General features: G+C 72.9%; 3 protein-coding genes and 1 pseudogene. All 4 read left to right on the forward strand.

The features are described 5' to 3' along the window. The first annotated feature begins 48 nt into the window (after positions 1–48). Positions 49–1,389: a crotonyl-CoA carboxylase/reductase gene (ccrA, locus tag AN218_RS03495; protein ID WP_070015145.1), complete on the forward strand. Its 1,341-nt coding sequence runs from the start codon at positions 49–51 to the stop codon at positions 1,387–1,389. Between the two features lie 84 nt (positions 1,390–1,473). Beyond that, positions 1,474–2,685, forward strand: coding sequence for a cytochrome P450 (locus tag AN218_RS03500; RefSeq protein WP_070015146.1), 1,212 nt, complete (start codon positions 1,474–1,476; stop codon positions 2,683–2,685). 74 nt (positions 2,686–2,759) lie between these two features. Next, positions 2,760–7,037 carry a type I polyketide synthase gene (locus AN218_RS38990; RefSeq protein ID WP_244900238.1) on the forward strand — a complete coding sequence of 1,426 codons (4,278 nt, stop codon included), beginning with the start codon at positions 2,760–2,762 and terminating at the stop codon, positions 7,035–7,037. Then, positions 7,021–19,058, forward strand: a pseudogene (locus AN218_RS03510) (type I polyketide synthase); the annotation flags it as partial. The gene AN218_RS38990 and the pseudogene AN218_RS03510, both read left to right, overlap by 17 nt.

The raw sequence follows: 19,058 nt of genomic DNA on the forward strand, positions 1-19,058 counted from the left end.
GACCGCTACGGACGGTTACCCGCTCGGCCGGTGCCAGGAGGTTCCTCGATGACTGTTCAGGAGATCGTCAGCGCCGTCAGCTCCGGCGAGGCGGGCTCACGCGACGTCGCGTCCCTTCCCCTGCCCGAGGACTACCGTGCCGTCGTCGTCCGCGAGGAGGACGCCGGCATGTTCGACGGCGTCGAGGGACGCGACCGGGACCCCACCAAGTCCCTCCACCTCCAGCAGGTGCCCACACCCGAACTCGGCCCGGGCGAAGCGCTGGTGGCGGTGATGGCCAGCTCCATCAACTACAACACCGTCTGGTCGTCCATCTTCGAGCCGCTGCCGACCTTCGGCTTCCTCAAGCGCTACGCCCGCACCTCCCCGCTCGCCGCACGGCACGACCTGCCCTACCACGTGCTGGGCTCCGACCTGTCCGGCGTGGTGCTGCGCACCGGGCCCGGCGTCAACGCCTGGCAGCCCGGTGACGAGGTCGTCGCGCACTGCCTGTCGGTGGAGCTGGAATCGCCCGACGGGCACAACGACACGATGCTCGACCCCGAGCAGCGCATCTGGGGCTTCGAGACCAACTTCGGCGGTCTCGCCGAGATCGCGCTCGTCAAGTCCAACCAGCTCATGCCCAAGCCGGACCACCTCACCTGGGAGGAGGCCGCCTGCCTGGGACTGGTCAACTCCACCGCCTACCGGCAGCTCGTCTCCGCCAACGGCGCCGGCATGAAGCAGGGGGACACGGTGCTGATCTGGGGCGCGAGCGGCGGACTCGGTTCGTACGCCACGCAGCTCGCGCTCAACGGGGGCGCCAGGCCCGTGTGCGTCGTCTCCAGCCCGGAGAAGGCCGACATCTGCCGCCGCATGGGCGCAGAACTGATCATCGACAGGTCGCGGGAGGACTACCGGTTCTGGAGCGATGAACACACCCAGAACCCGCGGGAGTTCAAACGTTTCGGCAAGCACATACGCGAACTGACCGGCGGCGAGGACCCGGACATCGTCTTCGAGCACCCCGGCCGCGAGACCTTCGGTGCCAGCGTCTATGTCACGCGCAAGGGCGGCACGATCGTCACCTGCGCCTCCACCAGCGGCTATCAGCACACCTACGACAACCGCTATCTGTGGATGTCGCTGAAGCGGATCGTGGGTTCGCACTTCGCCAACTACCGCGAGGCGTGGGAGGCCAACCGGCTCGCCGCACGCGGCCGTATCCACCCCACGCTCTCCCGTGTCTACCCCCTCCAGGACGCGCCGCAGGCGGCGCTCGACGTCCGCAACAACGTCCACCAGGGAAAGCTCGGCGTCCTCGCCCTCGCCCCCGGCGAGGGGCTCGGCGTGCGCGACGAGGCGAAACGCAGCAGGCACCTGGAGGCCATCAACCGCTTCCGTAGCTGAACGGGCCCCGCGACCGAGGCCACAGCGGCAGGGGCCCCGCCCGGACGGGCGGCCCCGCGACGAGGAGAAGTTGGGACGCAGCACATGCATGAAGGGCTCACAGCGACGCAGGAGTGCCCGTTCCCCCTGCCGCGGGACCGCAAGCGGCCACTGGACCTGCCGCCGGAGTACGCCAGGTTCCGCCGTGACCAGCCCGTGCGGAAGGTCACCACGCCCAGCGGCGACGTGGCCTGGCTCGTCTCCCGCTACGAGGACGTACGCGCCGTCCTGTCCGACCCGCGCTTCAGCGCCGAGGTCGCCAACCCCGGATACCCCCGCTACCTCTTCCCCGTCGATCCGCAGCCCGGAGCGTTCGTCACCGTCGACCCGCCGGAACACACCCGCTACCGGCGGATGATCATGAGCCACTTCACCAAGAAGCAGGCCGAGGCGATGCGTCCGCGCATCCAGGAACTGGTCGACGAACGCATCGACCGGCTGCTGGCCGGGCCCCGCCCCGTTGACCTGGTGACCGCCTTCGCCCGGCCCGTGCCGCTGACCGTGGTGTGCGAACTGCTCGGCGTGCCCTACCGGGACCGCGTCGCCTTCGGCCGCTGGATCAACACCCTCGTCGAGACCAGCACCACGCAGGCACGGCGCGACGCCGCGGCCGGAGCCCTCTTCCGCTACATGCACAAGCTCGTCGCCGACAAGGAACGCGAACCCACCGACGACGTTCTGGGCCGCCTCACCGGCAACCAGATGCGCGACGGCGAGATCGGGCACGACGAGGTCGTCGTCACCGGCATGATGCTGCTCTCCGCCGGCTACGACACCACCGCAAGCTCCATCGCACTGACCACGCTGGCGCTGCTGGAACACCCCGAGGAGTTCGCCCGCCTCCGTGAGAACACCGACGAACTCATCGTCGGCGCCGTAGAGGAACTGCTGCGCTACCAGAACGTCATGCAGTGCGGCGTGGGGCGCGTCGCCACCGAGGACGCCGAGATCTGCGGTCAGCACATCACCGCCGGCGAGGGCCTGATCGTGCTGCTGTCCTCCGCCGACCGCGACGAGAGCGTCTACCACGAGGCCGACCGGCTCGACATCACACGCGCCGGCAGCACGCCCCTGGCCTTCGGGCACGGCATCCATAGCTGCATCGCCAAGTTCCTCTCACGCGTGGAACTCCAGGTCGCGCTGGGAACGCTGGCCCGCCGCATCCCCACGCTGAAGCTCGCCGGACGCGTGGAGGAACTGAAGTTCCGCGACACCGCGATCGTCTACAGCCTCCGCGAACTCCCGGTGACCTGGTGACCGCGACCGATCCCGCCACCGCCGCCCACGCGCCCCGCGCCCGCGCGGCCCGCCCGACCGTCGAGATGGGTTAGTTGATGGACAACGAAGAGAAGCTTCGCGACTACCTCAAGCGAGCCGGTGCGGACCTGCGGCGGACCCGGCAGCGCCTCCAGGAGGTGGAGGAGGCGGCGCAGGAACCGATCGCCGTCATCGGCATAGGCTGCCGCTACCCCGGCGGGATCGCCTCGCCGGAAGACCTGTGGCGCATGGTCGCCGAGGGGCGGCACGGCATATCCGGCTTCCCCGCAGACCGCAACTGGGACCCGGAACTGACCGGCCTCTCCGACACCTCCAGCGGCGGATTCCTCCACGACGCCGCCGACTTCGACGCCGACTTCTTCGGCGTCTCCCCGCGCGAGGCCGTCGGCATGGACCCCCAGCAGCGCATGCTGCTACAGGTGACCTGGGAAGCCGTCGAACGCGCCGGCATGGACCCCACGTCCCTCAAAGGCAGCGAGACCGCCGTCTTCGTCGGCGCCATGGCTCAGGACTACCAGGTCGGCCCCGAGGACGCCGGAGACGGCTTCCAACTGCTCGGCAACTCCCACAGCGTGCTCTCCGGCCGCCTCTCCTACACCTTCGGACTGCTCGGGCCCGCCGTCACCGTCGACACCGCCTGCTCCTCCTCCCTGGTGACGATGCATCTCGCGGCGCGGTCGCTGCGTGCCGGCGAGTGCTCCCTCGCGCTGGCGGGCGGCTGCACCGTCATGTCCAGCCCCGCCACCTTCGCCGAGTTCAGCCGCCAGGGCGGGCTCTCCGGAGACGGACGCTGCCGCTCCTTCGCCGACTCCGCCGACGGCACCGGATGGGCGGAGGGCGCGGGCGTCCTCGTACTGGAACGCCTTTCCGACGCACGCCGCAACGGTCACCGCGTCCTCGCCGTGCTGCGCGGCTCCGCCGTCAACCAGGACGGCGCCTCCAACGGGCTGACCGCCCCCAACGGCCCCTCACAGCAGCGCGTCATCCAGCAGGCCCTCATCGACGCCCGTCTGACCGCCGCCCAGATCGACGCCGTCGAGGCACACGGCACCGCCACCACCCTCGGCGACCCCGTCGAGGCGCAGGCGCTGCTGGCGACATACGGACAGCACCGCGAACACGGCCGTCCCCTCCTCCTCGGGTCGGTCAAGTCGAACCTCAGCCACACACAAGCCGCGGCCGGAGTCGCCGGCGTCATCAAAATGATCATGGCGATGCGGCACGGGGAACTGCCCCGCACGCTCCTCGTCGACGCCCCCTCCTCACACGTCGACTGGTCCGCCGGCGCCGTCGAACTGCTCACCGAGCACCGGCCCTGGCCCGAGACGGGCGAGCCCCGCCGGGCCGCCGTCTCCTCCTTCGGCATCAGCGGCACCAACGCACACACCATCGTCGAGGAAGCCCCACGCCCCGAAGACGGCGAGGACGAGGACGACACGGGGCACGGCACGAGCGTCGCCGACGCCGGAGCCGTACCGCTGCCCGTCTCCGGCCGCTCCCGGGACGCGCTGCGCGCCCAGGCCGCCAGGCTGCTCGCCCTTCTCGACGACGACGCCGGACCGCGCCCCCTGGACCTCGCCCACTCCGCCGCCACCACCCGCACCGCGTTCGAGCACCGGGCCGTGGCCGTCGCGGGAACCTCCGGGGAACTGCGTGAGGCCCTGCGCGCACTGGCCGACGGCGAACCGACGGCCTCCGTCGTCAGCGGCCACGCCGCCGGCCGGGGCAAGCAGGCCTTCCTCTTCACGGGGCAGGGCGCCCAGACGCCCGGCATGGGACGCGAACTCCACGCCCGATTCCCGGTGTTCGCCGAAGCGCTCGACGAGGTGCTGGAGCACCTCGACGCCGAGACGGACCGGCCGCTGCGCGAGGTGATGTGGGGCGAGGACGCCGAAGCCCTGGAGCAGACCGCCTACGCACAGCCCGCTCTGTTCGCCCTGGAAGTCGCCCTCTACCGGCTGGCCGCCTCCTGGGGACTGAAGCCCGACCAGCTCGCCGGGCACTCCGTCGGCGAGATCGCCGCAGCGCACGTCGCCGGAGTGCTGTCCCTCCAGGACGCCTGCACCCTGGTCGCCGCCCGCGGCCGGCTCATGCAGGCGCTGCCCGGCGGCGGCGCCATGGTCTCCCTCCAGGCCACCGAGGACGAAGTCGCGCCGCTGATCGCCGACCGCGCGGACCAGGTCTCACTCGCCGCCGTCAACGGCCCCCGTGCCGTCGTCGTCTCGGGAGACGCCGACGCCGTCACCGACATCGCCGGCCACTTCGCCGCACAGGGCCGCAAGACCACACGGCTGAAGGTCTCCCACGCGTTCCACTCCCCGCACATGGAACCGATGCTGGAGGACTACCGCCGCGTCGTCGACGGCCTCACGCTCAACGAACCCCTCATTCCCGTGGTCTCCGCCGTCACCGGCGAACAGGCCCGGGTGGAGCAGCTCACCTCCGCCGCGTACTGGACCGAACAGGCCCGCCGCGAGGTGCGCTTCGCGGACGCGGTGGCCTGGCTCCGCGACCACGGCGTGACCACCTTCGTCGAACTCGGCCCGGACGGCGTGCTGTCCGCCATGGCACAGGAATGCCTCGGCGACGACGCCGGCGACCGCCTGGCGGCCGTCCCGCTGCTGCGCGCCGGACGCCCCGAGGCGCCCACCGCCACCACCGCCCTCGCCCGGCTCCACACCCGCGGCCTCACCGTCGACTGGTCCGGCTACTTCCAGGGCACCGGAGCCGAGCACGTCGACCTGCCCACCTATGCCTTCCAGAGCAAGCGGTACTGGCCGCGGGGCGGCGGCTTCCAGCACTCCGCCGATCTGCGCTCCGCGGGGCTCGGCGCCGCGCACTACCCGCTGCTGTCCGCCGCGGTCTCCCTCGCCGACACGGACGGCGCACTGCTCACCGGCAGGCTCTCCCTCCAGTCCCACCCCTGGCTCGCCGAACACCGCGTGCGCGGCGGCATCCTGCTCCCCGGAACGGCCTTCCTCGAACTGGCCGTTCGCGCCGGCGACGAGGTCGGCTGCGACCACGTCGAAGAACTCACCCTGACCTCCCCGCTGGCCGTCCCCGACGACCAGGGCGTCCAGGTGCAGGTCGCGGTGGGACGCGCGGACGCCACCGGCCGGCGCACCGTCACCGTCCACTCCAGGCCCGACGAAGACGACTCCCGGCCCTGGACGCAGAACGCCACCGGCGTCGTCACCACCGGCGCGCAGACCGCGGACTTCGACACCTCGACATGGCCTCCGCGGGACGCCGAGGAGCTGGCCACCGCCGGATGCTACGAGCGCTTCACCGAACTGGGCTTCGCTTACGGGCCGTTGTTCCAGGGGCTGCGCGCCGCATGGCGGGGACGGGACGGCGAACTGTACGCCGAAGTCGCCCTTCCCGAAGGAGCCGACAGCGGCGACGGCTTCGGCCTGCACCCCGCGCTCCTCGACGCCGCCCTGCACGCGGCACTGCTCGACGGCGGCGCCGCCACGGGCACTTCGGCGCAGAACGGGACCGCCCCGGGAGTTCCGTTCTCCTGGGAAGGCGTCACGCTGCACGCCTCCGGTGCCACCGCGCTGCGGGTCCGGCTGAGCCGCGACCCTGACGGAGCCTTCGCGATCGCTCTCACGGACACGGCCGGCGCACCCGTCGCATCCGTGGACTCCCTCGTCCTCCGCGCCGTCACGCAGGAGGAGACCGCCCGCCCCGCCGCCCGTGACGCGCTGTTCGCCCTGGAGTGGGCCCCCGCCCCCGCGCCCGCGGGACGGACCGAGGAGTCCGTCGCGGTCGTGGGTGTGGATCCGTTCGGGCTGGCTGCCTGTGTGTCGGGTGCGGGGTCTTGGACGGAGCTTGCGGACGTGGCGGGTCTGGCGGCGGTCGAGGGTCCGTCGGTGCCGGGTGTGGTGCTGGTTCCGGTGAGCGGAGAGCGCGACGAAGGCTCGGGGGCGGCCGAATCCGCGCACGCGGCGACGACGCGTGTTCTGGAGTTGGCTCAACTGTTCCTGAGTGCTGAGGAGTTCGCGGGTTCGCGTCTGGTGTTTGTGACGCGTGGTGCGGTGTCGGGTGTGGATCCGGCGGCGGCTGCGGTGTGGGGTCTGGTGCGTTCGGCGCAGTCGGAGCATCCGGGCCGTTTCGGTCTGCTGGATGTCGATGATGCGGAGGCGTCGCTTGCGGCGGTGCCGTCCGCGTTGGCGGTCGATGAGCCTCAACTGGCTGTGCGTGCGGGGGAGTTGTGTGTCCCGCGTCTGGTACGGGCCGCGTCCGCTGAGGGGGACGGGGTCTCCTGGGCCGGGGTTGAGGGCTCTGTGCTGGTCACTGGTGGNTCGCGATGCCGAGGGTGCGGATGAACTGGTAGCCGAGCTCACCGAGTTGGGCGCACAAGCCGGGGTTGCGGCGTGTGATGTGGCGGACCGGGAGGCGCTGGCTTCTCTGCTTGCCGGGCATCCGGTGGGTGCTGTGGTGCACGCTGCGGGTGTCCTTGATGACGGTGTCGTGGAGTCGCTGGATCCCGAACGTGTGGCGACGGTGTTCCGTCCGAAGGTGGACGCGGCGTGGAACCTGCACGAACTCACCCTGGACCGGGATCTGTCGGCGTTTGTGGTGTTCTCGTCGGCGGCCGGTGTGTTCGGTAATGCGGGTCAGGGCAACTACGCGGCGGCAAACGCGTTCCTGGACGCGCTCGCGCTGCACCGCCGCGAACTCGGCCTCCCCGCCGCCTCGTTGGCGTGGGGTGCGTGGGCGCAGGAGGGCATGCTTGACGAGGCCGATGCCGAGCGTCTGGCCCGCGTCGGCATGCCGCCGCTGGGTTCCGACGAGGGTCTGGAGCTGTTCGACGCTGCACTGGCGGCGGACGCGGCTGCGCTGGTGCCGGTGCGTCTGGATCTGCCGGTGTTGAAGTCGCGTGGTGAAGTGCCGCCGCTGCTGCGGGGGTTGATCCGTACCCGGACACGCCGCTCCGTGGCCGGAGCGGAGACCGCCGACTCCCTCGTCCGCCGTCTTGAAGGGATGAGCACCGAGGAGCGCGAGGAGGCGATGCTGCGACTGGTGCGCGGCCATGCCGCCGCCGTACTCGGCCACGCCGACGGCGCGGACGTCGAACCCGAGCGCCAGTTCCGCGATTTGGGCTTCGACTCGCTGACGGCCGTCGAACTGCGCAACCAGCTCACCGGCGCCACCGGACTGCGGCTGCCCGCCACCATGGTCTTCGACCACCCCACGCCCCGGCTGCTCGCCGGCCACCTCCTCGACGAACTCCTCGGCTCCGAGGCCGCCACGGCACCGCGTACGAGGAAGGCCGCTCTCACCCCGCCCGCCACAGACGATCCGATCGTCATCGTCGGCATGGGCTGCCGCTACCCGGGCGGCGTCAGCTCCGCCGAGGAGCTGTGGCGGCTGGTGTCCGAGGGCGGCGACGCCGTCTCCGGCCTGCCCACCAACCGTGGCTGGGACCTGGAGCGGCTCTACCACCCCGACCCCGACCACCCCGGCACCACCTACAGCCGCTCCGGCGGATTCCTCCACGACGCCGGGGAGTTCGACGCGGGCTTCTTCGGCATGTCGCCCCGCGAGGCCCTCGCCACCGACTCCCAGCAGCGGCTGCTGCTGGAGACGACGTGGGAGGCCGTCGAGCACGCGGGTATCGACCCGTCGTCGCTGCGCGGCAGCGACACCGGAGTCTTCGCGGGCGTCATGTACAACGACTACGGCGCCCGGCTGGGCGGCGGCGACTTCGAAGGCCATCAAGGCAGCGGCACGTCGCCGAGCATCGTCTCCGGGCGCGTCTCCTACACCCTCGGCCTGGAAGGCCCAGCCGTCACCGTCGACACCGCCTGTTCCTCCTCGCTCGTGGCGATGCACTGGGCGATGCAGGCGCTGCGTTCGGGGGAGTGCTCGCTCGCCCTCGCCGGCGGTGTGACCGTCATGTCCACGCCCACGGCGCTCATCGAGTTCTCCCGCCAGCGCGGCCTCGCCCCCGACGGACGGTGCAAGGCGTTCTCGGACTCCGCGGACGGCGTGAGCTGGGCCGAAGGCGTCGGCGTGCTCGTGCTGGAGCGGCTGTCCGACGCGCGGCGCAACGGCCACCAGGTCCTGGCCGTCGTACGGGGATCCGCCGTCAACCAGGACGGCACGTCCAACGGCCTGATGGCGCCCAACGGTCCGTCTCAGCAGCGCGTCATCCGGCAGGCGCTGGAGACCGCGGGCCTCGGCCACACCGATGTGGACGCCGTCGAGGCGCACGGCACCGGCACGTCCCTCGGCGACCCCATCGAGGCGCAGGCGCTGCTCGCCACCTACGGACAGGACCGCGAACAGCCCCTGCTGCTGGGGTCGGTGAAGTCCAACATCGGTCACACACAGGCCGCGGCGGGCGCCGCCGGCGTCATCAAGATGGTCATGGCGCTCGGCGCCCCCGAACTGCCCAGGACCTTGCACGTGACCGCGCCGTCCTCCCATGTGGACTGGGAGGAGGGCTCCGTCGAACTGCTCACCTCGGCCTCGCCGTGGCCGCAGACGGACCGCCCCCGCCGAGCCGCCGTCTCCTCCTTCGGCATCAGCGGCACCAACGCGCACATCATCATCGAGCAGCCCCCGGCCGCTTCCCCCGCTTCCCCCGTGGCCGGGGGCGTCCACCGCAGCGGCACCGTTCCGCTGACGCTGTCGGGCAAGTCCCGCCGTGCCCTGCGCGCACAGGCCGCCCGGCTTCACGCCCACATGGAGGCCCGCCTCGAGGTCCAACTCGCCGACCTGGCCTACTCGCTGGCGCGGACCCGTACCGCTTTCGAGCAGCGCGCGGCCGTCGTCGCGGGGGAGCGCGGCGAAGCGCTGCGTGCACTGTCGGCGCTGGCCGCCGACGCGGCGGACGCCGCCGTCGTCGAGGACGAAGCCGCACCCGGACGCCTCGCCCTTCTCTTCTCCGGCCAGGGAAGCCAACGCCCCGGCATGGGACGGGAGTTGTACGAACGCTTCCCCGTCTTCGCGGAGGCGCTGGACGAGGTGCTCTCGGTACTCGCCGACCGTCTCGACACGCACCTCGAACCGCCCCTGCGGGACGTGCTCTTCGCCGACGAGGGCACCTCCGAAGCGGAGCTGCTGCACCAGACCGGATGGACGCAGCCCGCTCTGTTCGCCCTGGAAGTGGCCCTGCACCGGCTGCTGACCTCGTGGGGCGTGCGACCGCACGCGGTCGCCGGGCACTCCGTCGGTGAGATCACCGCCGCGCACGTCGCGGGAGTGCTGTCCCTTCAGGACGCCTGCACCCTGGTCGCCGCCCGCGCCCGACTGATGCAGGCCCTGCCCTCCGGCGGCGGTATGGCCGCCGTGGAGGCGGCGGAGGACGAAGTAGTCCCGCATCTGACGGGAGGAGTCTCCCTCGCCGCCGTCAACGGGCCCCGTGCCGTCGTCGTCGCGGGCGAAGCCGCCGAAGTGGACGCCGTACGCGCCCACTTCGAAGCGCTCGGCCGCAGAACCAAGGCGCTGGCCGTCTCCCACGCCTTCCACTCGCCGCAGATGGACCCGATGCTGGAGGACTTCCGGCAGTCGGTGGAACAACTCCGCTTCGCCGCCCCGTCCGTACCGGTGATCTCCAACGTCACCGGCGACTTCGCCGCCGACGAGGAGATCGCCACCCCCGAGTACTGGGTACGGCACGTGCGGGAGACCGTCAGGTTCGCCGACGGCGTGCGGGCACTGCGCCGCGCGGGCACCACCACGTTCGTCGAAGCCGGGCCCGACGGCGGCCTGCTGGCCGCGGCCGAGAGCGTGCTCGCCGAATCCGCCGGCGGCCACGAACAGGCCGACGGCGACACGGGGTTCGAGGCCGGCGAGCAGGACCACGACGACGCACGTCTGGTGCCGCTGCTGCGCGCCGACCGCCCCGAGGGAACCGCCCTCGACACGGCGCTCGCCCGTCTCCACGCCCGCGGCGTCACCCTCGACTGGGACGCCTACTTCGCCGGCAGCGGCGCCGTCCGCACCGGCCTGCCCACCTACGCCTTCCAGCACGACTTCTACTGGCCGCAGGGGCCTGCCGAGACGGCGCCTCCCGCCGAGGCGGACCCGTCGGCCGACCGGCTGTGGGAGGCCGTCGACCGCGGCGACGCCGGGGAGCTGGCCTCGCTGCTCTCCCTCGGAGACGAGCAACAGGCCTCCCTCGCCTCGCTGTTGCCCGCCCTGTCCTCCTGGCGGCAGGCCGGACGGGAGAAGACGCTGCTGGACTCCTGGCGCTACCGCGTGCTGTGGGCGCCGCTGCGGCTGCCTTCCACCCCCCGGATACAGGGCACCTGGCTCCTCGTCACCGGCGGCGACGGCTCCGACGCCCCACTGGCCTCCCACGTCGCCGGAGCGCTCGTCGCGCACGGGGCGAACGTCGAGCACGTCACGCTGGACGACACCTGCACCGACGACGAGGAACTCGCCGCGCGGCTTCCCGCCGTCGACGGCATCGCCGGCGCGGTGTCCCTGCTCGCCCTCGACGAACGTCCCCAGACAGCGGGCCGGCCCGGCCTCACCCGGGGACTGGCGCTCACCGCCGCCCTCGTACGGACCCTGGACGCCCCGCTGTGGACGCTCACCCAGGGAGCTGTCAGCACCGGTCCCGCAGACGAACCCGTGGCCTCCGCCGCCCAGGCGGCGGTGTGGGGCTTCGGCCGCGTCGCCGCGCTGGAACACCCCGAACGCTGGGGCGGTCTGGTCGACCTGCCCGCCTCTCCCGGCGCGCCGCAGGACGAAACCCCTCGGACCGACGAGCCCGGTGACGCGCAGGAGACACCCCGAGGCCGGTGGGAGCAGACCGCGGAGCGGATCCTCGGCCTGCTGCCCGCCGTGCTGACCGCGGACGGCGGCGAAGACCAACTCGCGCTGCGCTCCACCGGCGCCTTCGGACGGCGCCTCGCCCACCGCACCGTGGAGTCGCCGCCCGCCGACGGCGAGTTCACCGCGCACGGCACGGTCCTGGTCACCGGCGGCACCGGCGGCCTCGGGGCCACCGTCGCCCGGTGGCTCGCAGCCCACGGGGCACAGCACCTCGTCCTCACCAGCCGGCGCGGGCCCGACGCCCCCGGCGCGGCCGAACTCCGCGCCGAACTGGAGGAGTCGGGCGCCGCCGTCGACATCGTCGCCTGCGACGCCTCCGACCGCGACGCCCTCGCCCAGCTCCTCGACGGGCTGCCCGGACGGCTGCCGCTCACCGGCGTCGTCCACACCGCCGGCGTCGGCCAGGCCACGCCGCTGGAGCGGATGACCGAAGCCGAATTCGCCGGCGTGATGGCCGCGAAGGCCGCGGGAGCCGTGCACCTCGACGAACTCCTCGGCGACCGCGACCTCGACCTGTTCGTGCTCTTCGGCTCCATCGCCGGAGTCTGGGGCGCAGGCAACCAGGCCGCCTACGCCGCCGCGAACGCCTTCCTCGACGCGCTGGCCGAACAGCGCCGCGCCCGCGGCCTCGCCGCCACATCCATCGCCTGGGGCCCGTGGGCCGAGGCGGGCATGGCCACCCACGAGGCGATGTCCGGCAACCTGGTGCGGCGCGGCCTGAGCATGCTGCCGCCGCAGCACGCCCTCACCGAACTCGCCCGCGCCGTCGCGCAGAACGACGTGACCGTCACCGTCGCGGACGTCGACTGGGACAGCTACGCCCCCGTCTTCACCTCCGTACGCCCCAGCCCACTCCTCTCCGACCTGCCCGAGGTGCGGGCCCTGGCGGAAGAAGCCGGCAGGGTCGCCGAGGAGGTCTCCGAGTTCGCCGCCACCCTGCGCGGTCTCGGCGACGCCGAGCAGCGGCGGCGGCTGCTGACGCTCGTACGGGAGGAGGCCGCCGCCGTACTCGGGTACAGCTCCGCGGACGACGTCGGCGAGCAACGCGCTTTCCGCGACATCGGATTCGACTCGCTCACCGCGGTCGAACTGCGCAAACGCCTGGTGCGCGCCACCGGAGCGCCGCTGCCCGCGACCCTCGTCTTCGACCACCCCACACCGAGGGAGCTCGCCTCCCACCTCCGCGACCGCCTCGCCGGCACCGGCGAGGCGCCGCAGATCAGCCGCGCGGAGAGCGACGGCAGCGGCGAACCCGTCGCCATCGTCGGCATGAGCTGCCGCTTCCCCGGCGGGGCCGCCACACCCGAGGAGTTCTGGTCGCTGCTGGCCTCCGGAACCGACGCCGTCACCGACTTCCCCGAAGACCGCGGCTTCGACATGGCCGCCCTCCACCACCCGGACCCCGACCACCCCGGCACCACCTACACCACGCAGGGCGGCTACCTGCACGACGCCGCCGACTTCGACGCGGGCTTCTTCGGCATCTCCCCGCGTGAGGCCGTCGGCATGGACCCGCAGCAGCGGCTGCTGCTGGAGACCACGTGGGAAGCCGTCGAACGGGCCGGCATCGACCCCTCGGACCTGCGCGGCAGCCGCACCGGCGCGTTCATCGGCTCCAGCTACATCGAATACGGCGAAGGCGGCGGGGGCGACGGCTCCGAGGGCTACCAGGTCACCGGCAGCTCCCCGAGCGTGCTGTCCGGACGCGTCTCCTACGTCTTCGGGCTCGAGGGCCCGGCCGTCACCGTCGACACCGCCTGCTCCTCGTCCCTGGTGGCGCTGCACCTGGCCTGCCAGTCGCTGCGCAGCGGCGAGAGCAGCCTCGCGCTGGCCGGCGGCGCCACCATCGTCCCCAACCCCAAGCCGCTGATCGCCTTCAGCCGGCAGCGAGCCCTCGCCAAGGACGGGCGCTGCAAGTCCTTCTCCGACGACGCCGACGGCATGACCCTCTCCGAAGGCATCGGCATGCTGATGCTGGAGAAGCTCTCCGACGCGGAGCGCAACGGACACCCCGTCCTCGCCGTGGTCCGCGGGTCCGCAGTCAACCAGGACGGCGCCTCCAACGGCCTGTCCGCGCCCAACGGGCCCTCCCAGCAGCGCGTCATCCGGCAGGCCCTCGCCAACGCCGGGCTGGAGCCGTCCGAGGTCGACGCCATCGACGCACACGGCACCGGCACCACCCTCGGCGACCCCATCGAGGCGCAGGCCCTCCAGGCCACGTACGGCAAGGACCGCGACGCCGACCGGCCGCTGCTGCTGGGCTCGGTGAAGTCCAACCTCGGGCACACCCAGTCCGCGGCCGGCGTCGCCAGCGTCATCAAGATGGTGCTGGCCATGCAGCACGGCACGCTGCCGCAGACCCTGCACCTGGGCACGCCCTCCACGCACGTCGACTGGAGCTCCGGGGCGCTCGCACCGCTCGCCGAAGCCGTCGAGTGGCCGAGCACCGGACGGCCTCGCCGCGCCGCCGTCTCCTCCTTCGGCATCAGCGGCACCAACGCGCACACCCTGCTGGAGGAGGCCCCCCGGCTCCCCGCGCCCGCCGGCCTCACCGTGCAGGGCACCGTCCTGCCCTGGGGTGGCTCCGCCGGTGCGACACGGCAGGAACCGGCCGGGACCCTGCCGTGGGTGCTCAGCGCGCGTACGGAGTCGGCGCTGCGCGACCACGCCGCCCGCGTCGGCGCCGCCGTCGCCGCCGCGGAGGACTGGCACCCGGCCGACACCGGGCTCGCGCTGGCCTCCCGGTCCGTCTTCGAACACCGGGCCGTGGCCCTGGGCACCGGCCGCGACGCACTGCAAGCCGGGCTGGACGCCCTGCACGGCGGCCAGAGCACCGCCGACGTGGTGCGCGGCGTCGCAGCACAGGACGGCCCGCTGACGTTCCTCTTCCCCGGCCAGGGCGCGCAGTGGGCCGGCATGGGCGCACAACTCCTCGACGAGTCACCGGTGTTCGCCGCACGCATCGCCGAGTGCGCCGCGGCGCTCGCCCCCTACACCGACTGGTCCCTCATCGACGTGCTACGCGAGGCACCACAGGCGCCCTCCCTGGACCGTGTCGACGTGGTGCAGCCCGCGACGTTCGCCGTCATGGTCTCCCTCGCCGAGGTGTGGCGCTCCTACGGAGTCGAACCGGACGCCGTCGTCGGCCACTCCCAGGGCGAGATCGCCGCCGCCTGCGTCGCCGGCGCCCTGTCACTGGAGGACGCCGCCCGCGTCGTCGCCCTGCGCAGTCAGGCCATCGCCCGGGAACTCGCCGGCCGCGGCGGTATCGTCTCCGTCGCGCTGCCCGCCGACGAGCTCCGCCCCCGGCTCGAACGCTGGGAGGGCAGGCTCTCCCTCGCCGCCGTCAACGGGCCCCGCTCGGCCGCGGTCTCCGGCGACGTGGACGCCCTCGACGAGATGTGCGAGCGGCTGACCTCCGAGGACGTGCGGGTACGCCGCATCGACGTCGACTACGCCTCCCACTCCGCCCATGTCGCGGACCTCCACGAGGAGTTGCTGCGGCAGCTCGAACCGGTGCGGCCGCAGAGCCCCGCCGTTCCCATGCTGTCGACCGTCACCGGCGAGTGGATCGACGGCGAGCAGACCGACGCCGAGTACTGGTACCGCAACCTCCGGCAGACCGTGCACCTGGCCGGTGCCGTCGAGCAGTTGCTCGGCGCCGGGCACCGGGCGTTCGTCGAGGTCGGCCCGCACCCCGTGCTGGCGCCCGGCGTCGAGGACACCGTCGCGGACGCCGGAGTCGCCGCCGCGGTGGTAGGGACGCTGCGCCGCGACGCGGGAGGTCTCCACCGCGTACTGACCTCCGTCGCCGAGGCGTTCGTCCGTGGCGTCGATGTGGACTGGCGCAACTGCTTCGCGGGACGCGACGCCCGGCACGTGCAGCTTCCCACCTACGCCTTCCAGCACGAGCGTTACTGGATCGGCGGGCCCGGCCCGCACCACGCGCGGCCCGGACAGGGCGAAGCCGCCGACGACGAGTTCTGGTCCGCCGTGGAGAGCGCCGACTACGAACGGCTCACCCGCAGCCTGCACCTCGACGAGGACTCCCTGGCCGCCGTGCTGCCCGCCCTCGCCACCTGGAGGCAGAACAACCGCGAACGCTCCACCGCCGACTCCTGGCGCTACCGCGTCCGCTGGAAGCCGCTGACCGGTACCCACCCCGCGTCCCTGGACGGCGAATGGCTCCTCGTCAGCACCGAGAGGACGCAGCATGCCGAGCCCGGCCACGTCCAGCAGATCGCCGACGCCCTCACCCGTCACGGCGCCCGCGTCCGGCCCGTCGTACTGGACGACGACTGCACCGACCGCGGCGTCCTCGCCGCGCGTCTCGCCGGGGCCGAAGAGGCCGCCGGCGTGGTGTCGCTGCTCGCCGCGGACGAGGAACCCCGCGCCGGCCACCCGGAGTTGACGGCCGGGCTGGCGCTGACCGTCACCCTCGTCCAGGCCCTCGGCGACACCGGCGCCGACGCACCGCTGTGGTGCCTGACCCGCGGAGCCGTGAGCACCGGACGCTCCGACACCGTCACCAGCCCCCTCCAGGCGCAGGCGATGGGCGTGACCTGGACGGCCGCCCTGGAACACCCGCGCCGCGTCGGCGGCACGATCGACCTGCCCGGCACCCTCGACGAGCGCGCCGCCCAGCGCCTGGCCACCGTCCTCGCCGGCGGCATCGGCGAGGACCAGTTGGCGCTGCGCGCCTCCGGCGTCCTCACCCGCCGCCTCGTGCCCGCGCCCGCACGCGGCGACGCCGACGACGGCTTCACTCCGCGCGGCACCACCCTCATCACCGGCGGCACCGGCACCCTCGGCCCGCACATCGCCCGCTGGCTCGCCCACCGCGGCGCCCCCCGCCTCGTGCTGGTCAGCCGCAGCGGCCCGGACGCACCCGGGGCCGGTGAACTCGTCGCCGAGCTGGCCGAGTTGGGCACCGATGCCACCGTCGTGGCCTGCGACATCACCGACCGCGACGCGCTCGCCTCGGTACTGGAGGATCTGCGGGAAGCGGGCCACACCGTACGCAACGTCGTGCACACGGCCGCCGTCATCGGGACGCACACCCTGGAGGACGCCACACACGAGGCGTTCACGGAGATCACCCACGCCAAGGTCGCCGGCGCCGCCCACCTCGACGCGCTGCTCGGGGACGACCTCGACTCGTTCGTGCTGTTCTCGTCCATCTCCGGCATGTGGGGCAGCGGCCGCCACTCCGCCTACGTGGCCGCCAACGCGTACCTCAACGCGCTCGCCGCCGAGCGCCGCGGCCGCGGGCTGCCCGCCACCGCGATCTCCTGGGGCATCTGGTCGGACGACATCGGCCTCGGCCGCGTCGATTCCGACGAAATCCGCGGCAGCGGCCTGGAGTTCATGAGCGCCCGGCTCGCCCTCGCCGCGCTGGAGCGGGCGTTGGCGGACGACGAGAGCGAACTCGCCGTCGCCGCCGTCTCCTGGGACCGCTACCACCCGGTCTTCGCCTCCTCGCGCCCCACCGCCTTCTTCGACGAGGTGCCCGAGGTGCGGAAGCTGGCGGAGGCCGCCGAAGCGGGCGCCGCCTCCTCGCAGGTGGGGGAGTTCGGCGCACGGCTGCGCGACCTGCCCCCCGCCGAGGCCGAACGCACGCTCCTGGACCTGGTGCGCTCCGAGGCCGCGGCCGTCCTCGGGCACACCTCCGCGGACGCCCTGCCGGAACACCGGGCCTTCCGCGAGGCGGGCTTCGACTCCATCACCGCCGTCGACCTGCGCAACCGGCTGGCCGCCGCCACCGGTCTGTCCCTGCCGACGACGATGGTCTTCGACCGCCCCAACCCGGTCGCGCTGGCCGAGTTCCTGCTCTCGCAGGTCATGGGAGTACAGGGGCGGCCCAGCGCGCCGGCCCCGGCGTCGCCCGCCGTCACCGACGAGCCCATCGCCGTCATCGGCATGGGCTGCCGCTACCCCGGAGGCGTCGCCTCGCCGGAACAGCTCTGGGAACTGGTGCTCGCAGGCGCCGACGCGGTCTCCGGGTTCCCCGAAGACCGCGGCTGGGACGCCGCCGCCCTCTTCGACGAAGACCCCGACCGGGCCGGAAGCAGCTACTCCGTACAGGGCGGATTCCTTCACGACGCCGCCGACTTCGACGCCGCCTTCTTCGGCATCTCACCGCGCGAGGCCCTCGCGATGGACCCGCAGCAGCGGCTGCTGCTGGAGACGGCATGGGAGACCTTCGAACGCTGCGGCATCGACCCGGCGACGTTGCGCGGCAGCCGCACCGGTACCTTCGTCGGCGCCGGATATCAGGACTACACCTCGGGCGTGCCCGGCGGAGCCGACGGCTCCGAGGGCCACATGATCACCGGTACGCTCTCCAGCGTCCTGTCCGGACGCATGGCCTACCTCTTCGGGCTGGAAGGCCCGGCCGTCACCCTCGACACGGCATGCTCCTCGTCGCTGGTCGCCCTCCACATGGCCTGCCAGTCGCTGCGCGAGGGCGAGAGCGCCCTCGCGCTGGCCGGCGGCGTGAGCGTCATGGCCACGCCCGGCGCGTTCGTCGGCTTCAGCAGGCAGCGCGCCCTCGCCCCCGACGGGCGCTGCAAGGCCTACTCCGACGCCGCCGACGGCATGACCCTCGCCGAGGGCGTCGGCCTCGTCATGCTGGAGCGGCTCTCCGACGCCCGCCGCAACGGTCACCCCGTCCTCGCCGTCGTCCGCGGGTCCGCGATGAACCAGGACGGCGCGTCCAACGGGCTGACGGCTCCCAACGGGCCCTCGCAGCAGCGCGTCATCCGCCAGGCCCTCGCCAACGCCGGGCTCAAGCCGTCCGAAGTCGACGCCGTCGAGGGACACGGCACCGGCACCGCGCTCGGCGACCCCATCGAGGCGCAGGCGCTGCTGGAGACCTACGGGCAGGACCGCGAACTGCCCCTCTACCTGGGCTCGGTGAAGTCCAACATCGGCCACACCCAGATGGCTTCGGGCGTCGCCGGAGTCATCAAGACGGTCAGGGCCCTCCAGGAAGGTCTGCTGCCCAGGACCCTGCACGTCGACAGCCCCTCGACGAAGGTCGACTGGAGCGCCGGAGAGATCGAACTGCTCACCGGCGAGACCGACTGGCCCCGCACCGGGCGCCCGCGCCGCGCCGGCGTCTCCTCCTTCGGCCTCAGCGGCACCAACGTCCACACCATCCTCGAACAGGCCCCCGCCGAGGGCTCGTTCGCGGCGGACGGCGAGTCCGGCGACGACGCGGGGGCCGCGCCGGAGAGCGCAGGCGAGACGCAGACGCCCCGGCCGCAGCCGAGGATCTCCGCCTGGCCGGTGCTGATCTCCGCCCGTACCGACGAGGCGCTGCGCGCCCAGGCCGCCGCCCTGCTCGGCATGCTCCAGCGGCGTCCCGGGACGCCCCTGCCCGACCTGGCGTTCAGCCTCGCCGGGGGACGCTCCGTCTTCGAACGCCGCGCCACCGTCCTCTCGCCCGACCACGAGACCCTGGTGCGCGGCCTGACCGCGCTGAGCGGCTCCGACCCCGACGCGTCACTCGTCACCGGTTCCGTGGTGCGTGGGCGTACGGCGGTGGTGTTCGC

Origin of the sequence: Streptomyces nanshensis (genome assembly GCF_001751255.1) — a bacterium.
GTDB classification, from domain to species: Bacteria; Actinomycetota; Actinomycetes; order Streptomycetales; family Streptomycetaceae; genus Streptomyces; species Streptomyces nanshensis_A.

What these genes read in the sequence shown, in the direction of transcription:
- ccrA (WP_070015145.1), top strand. Translation starts at nt 49, where the DNA reads ATGACTGTTCAGGAGATCGTCAGCGCCGTCAGCTCCGGCGAGGCGGGC.
- AN218_RS03500 (WP_070015146.1), top strand. Translation starts at nt 1,474, where the DNA reads ATGCATGAAGGGCTCACAGCGACGCAGGAGTGCCCGTTCCCCCTGCCG.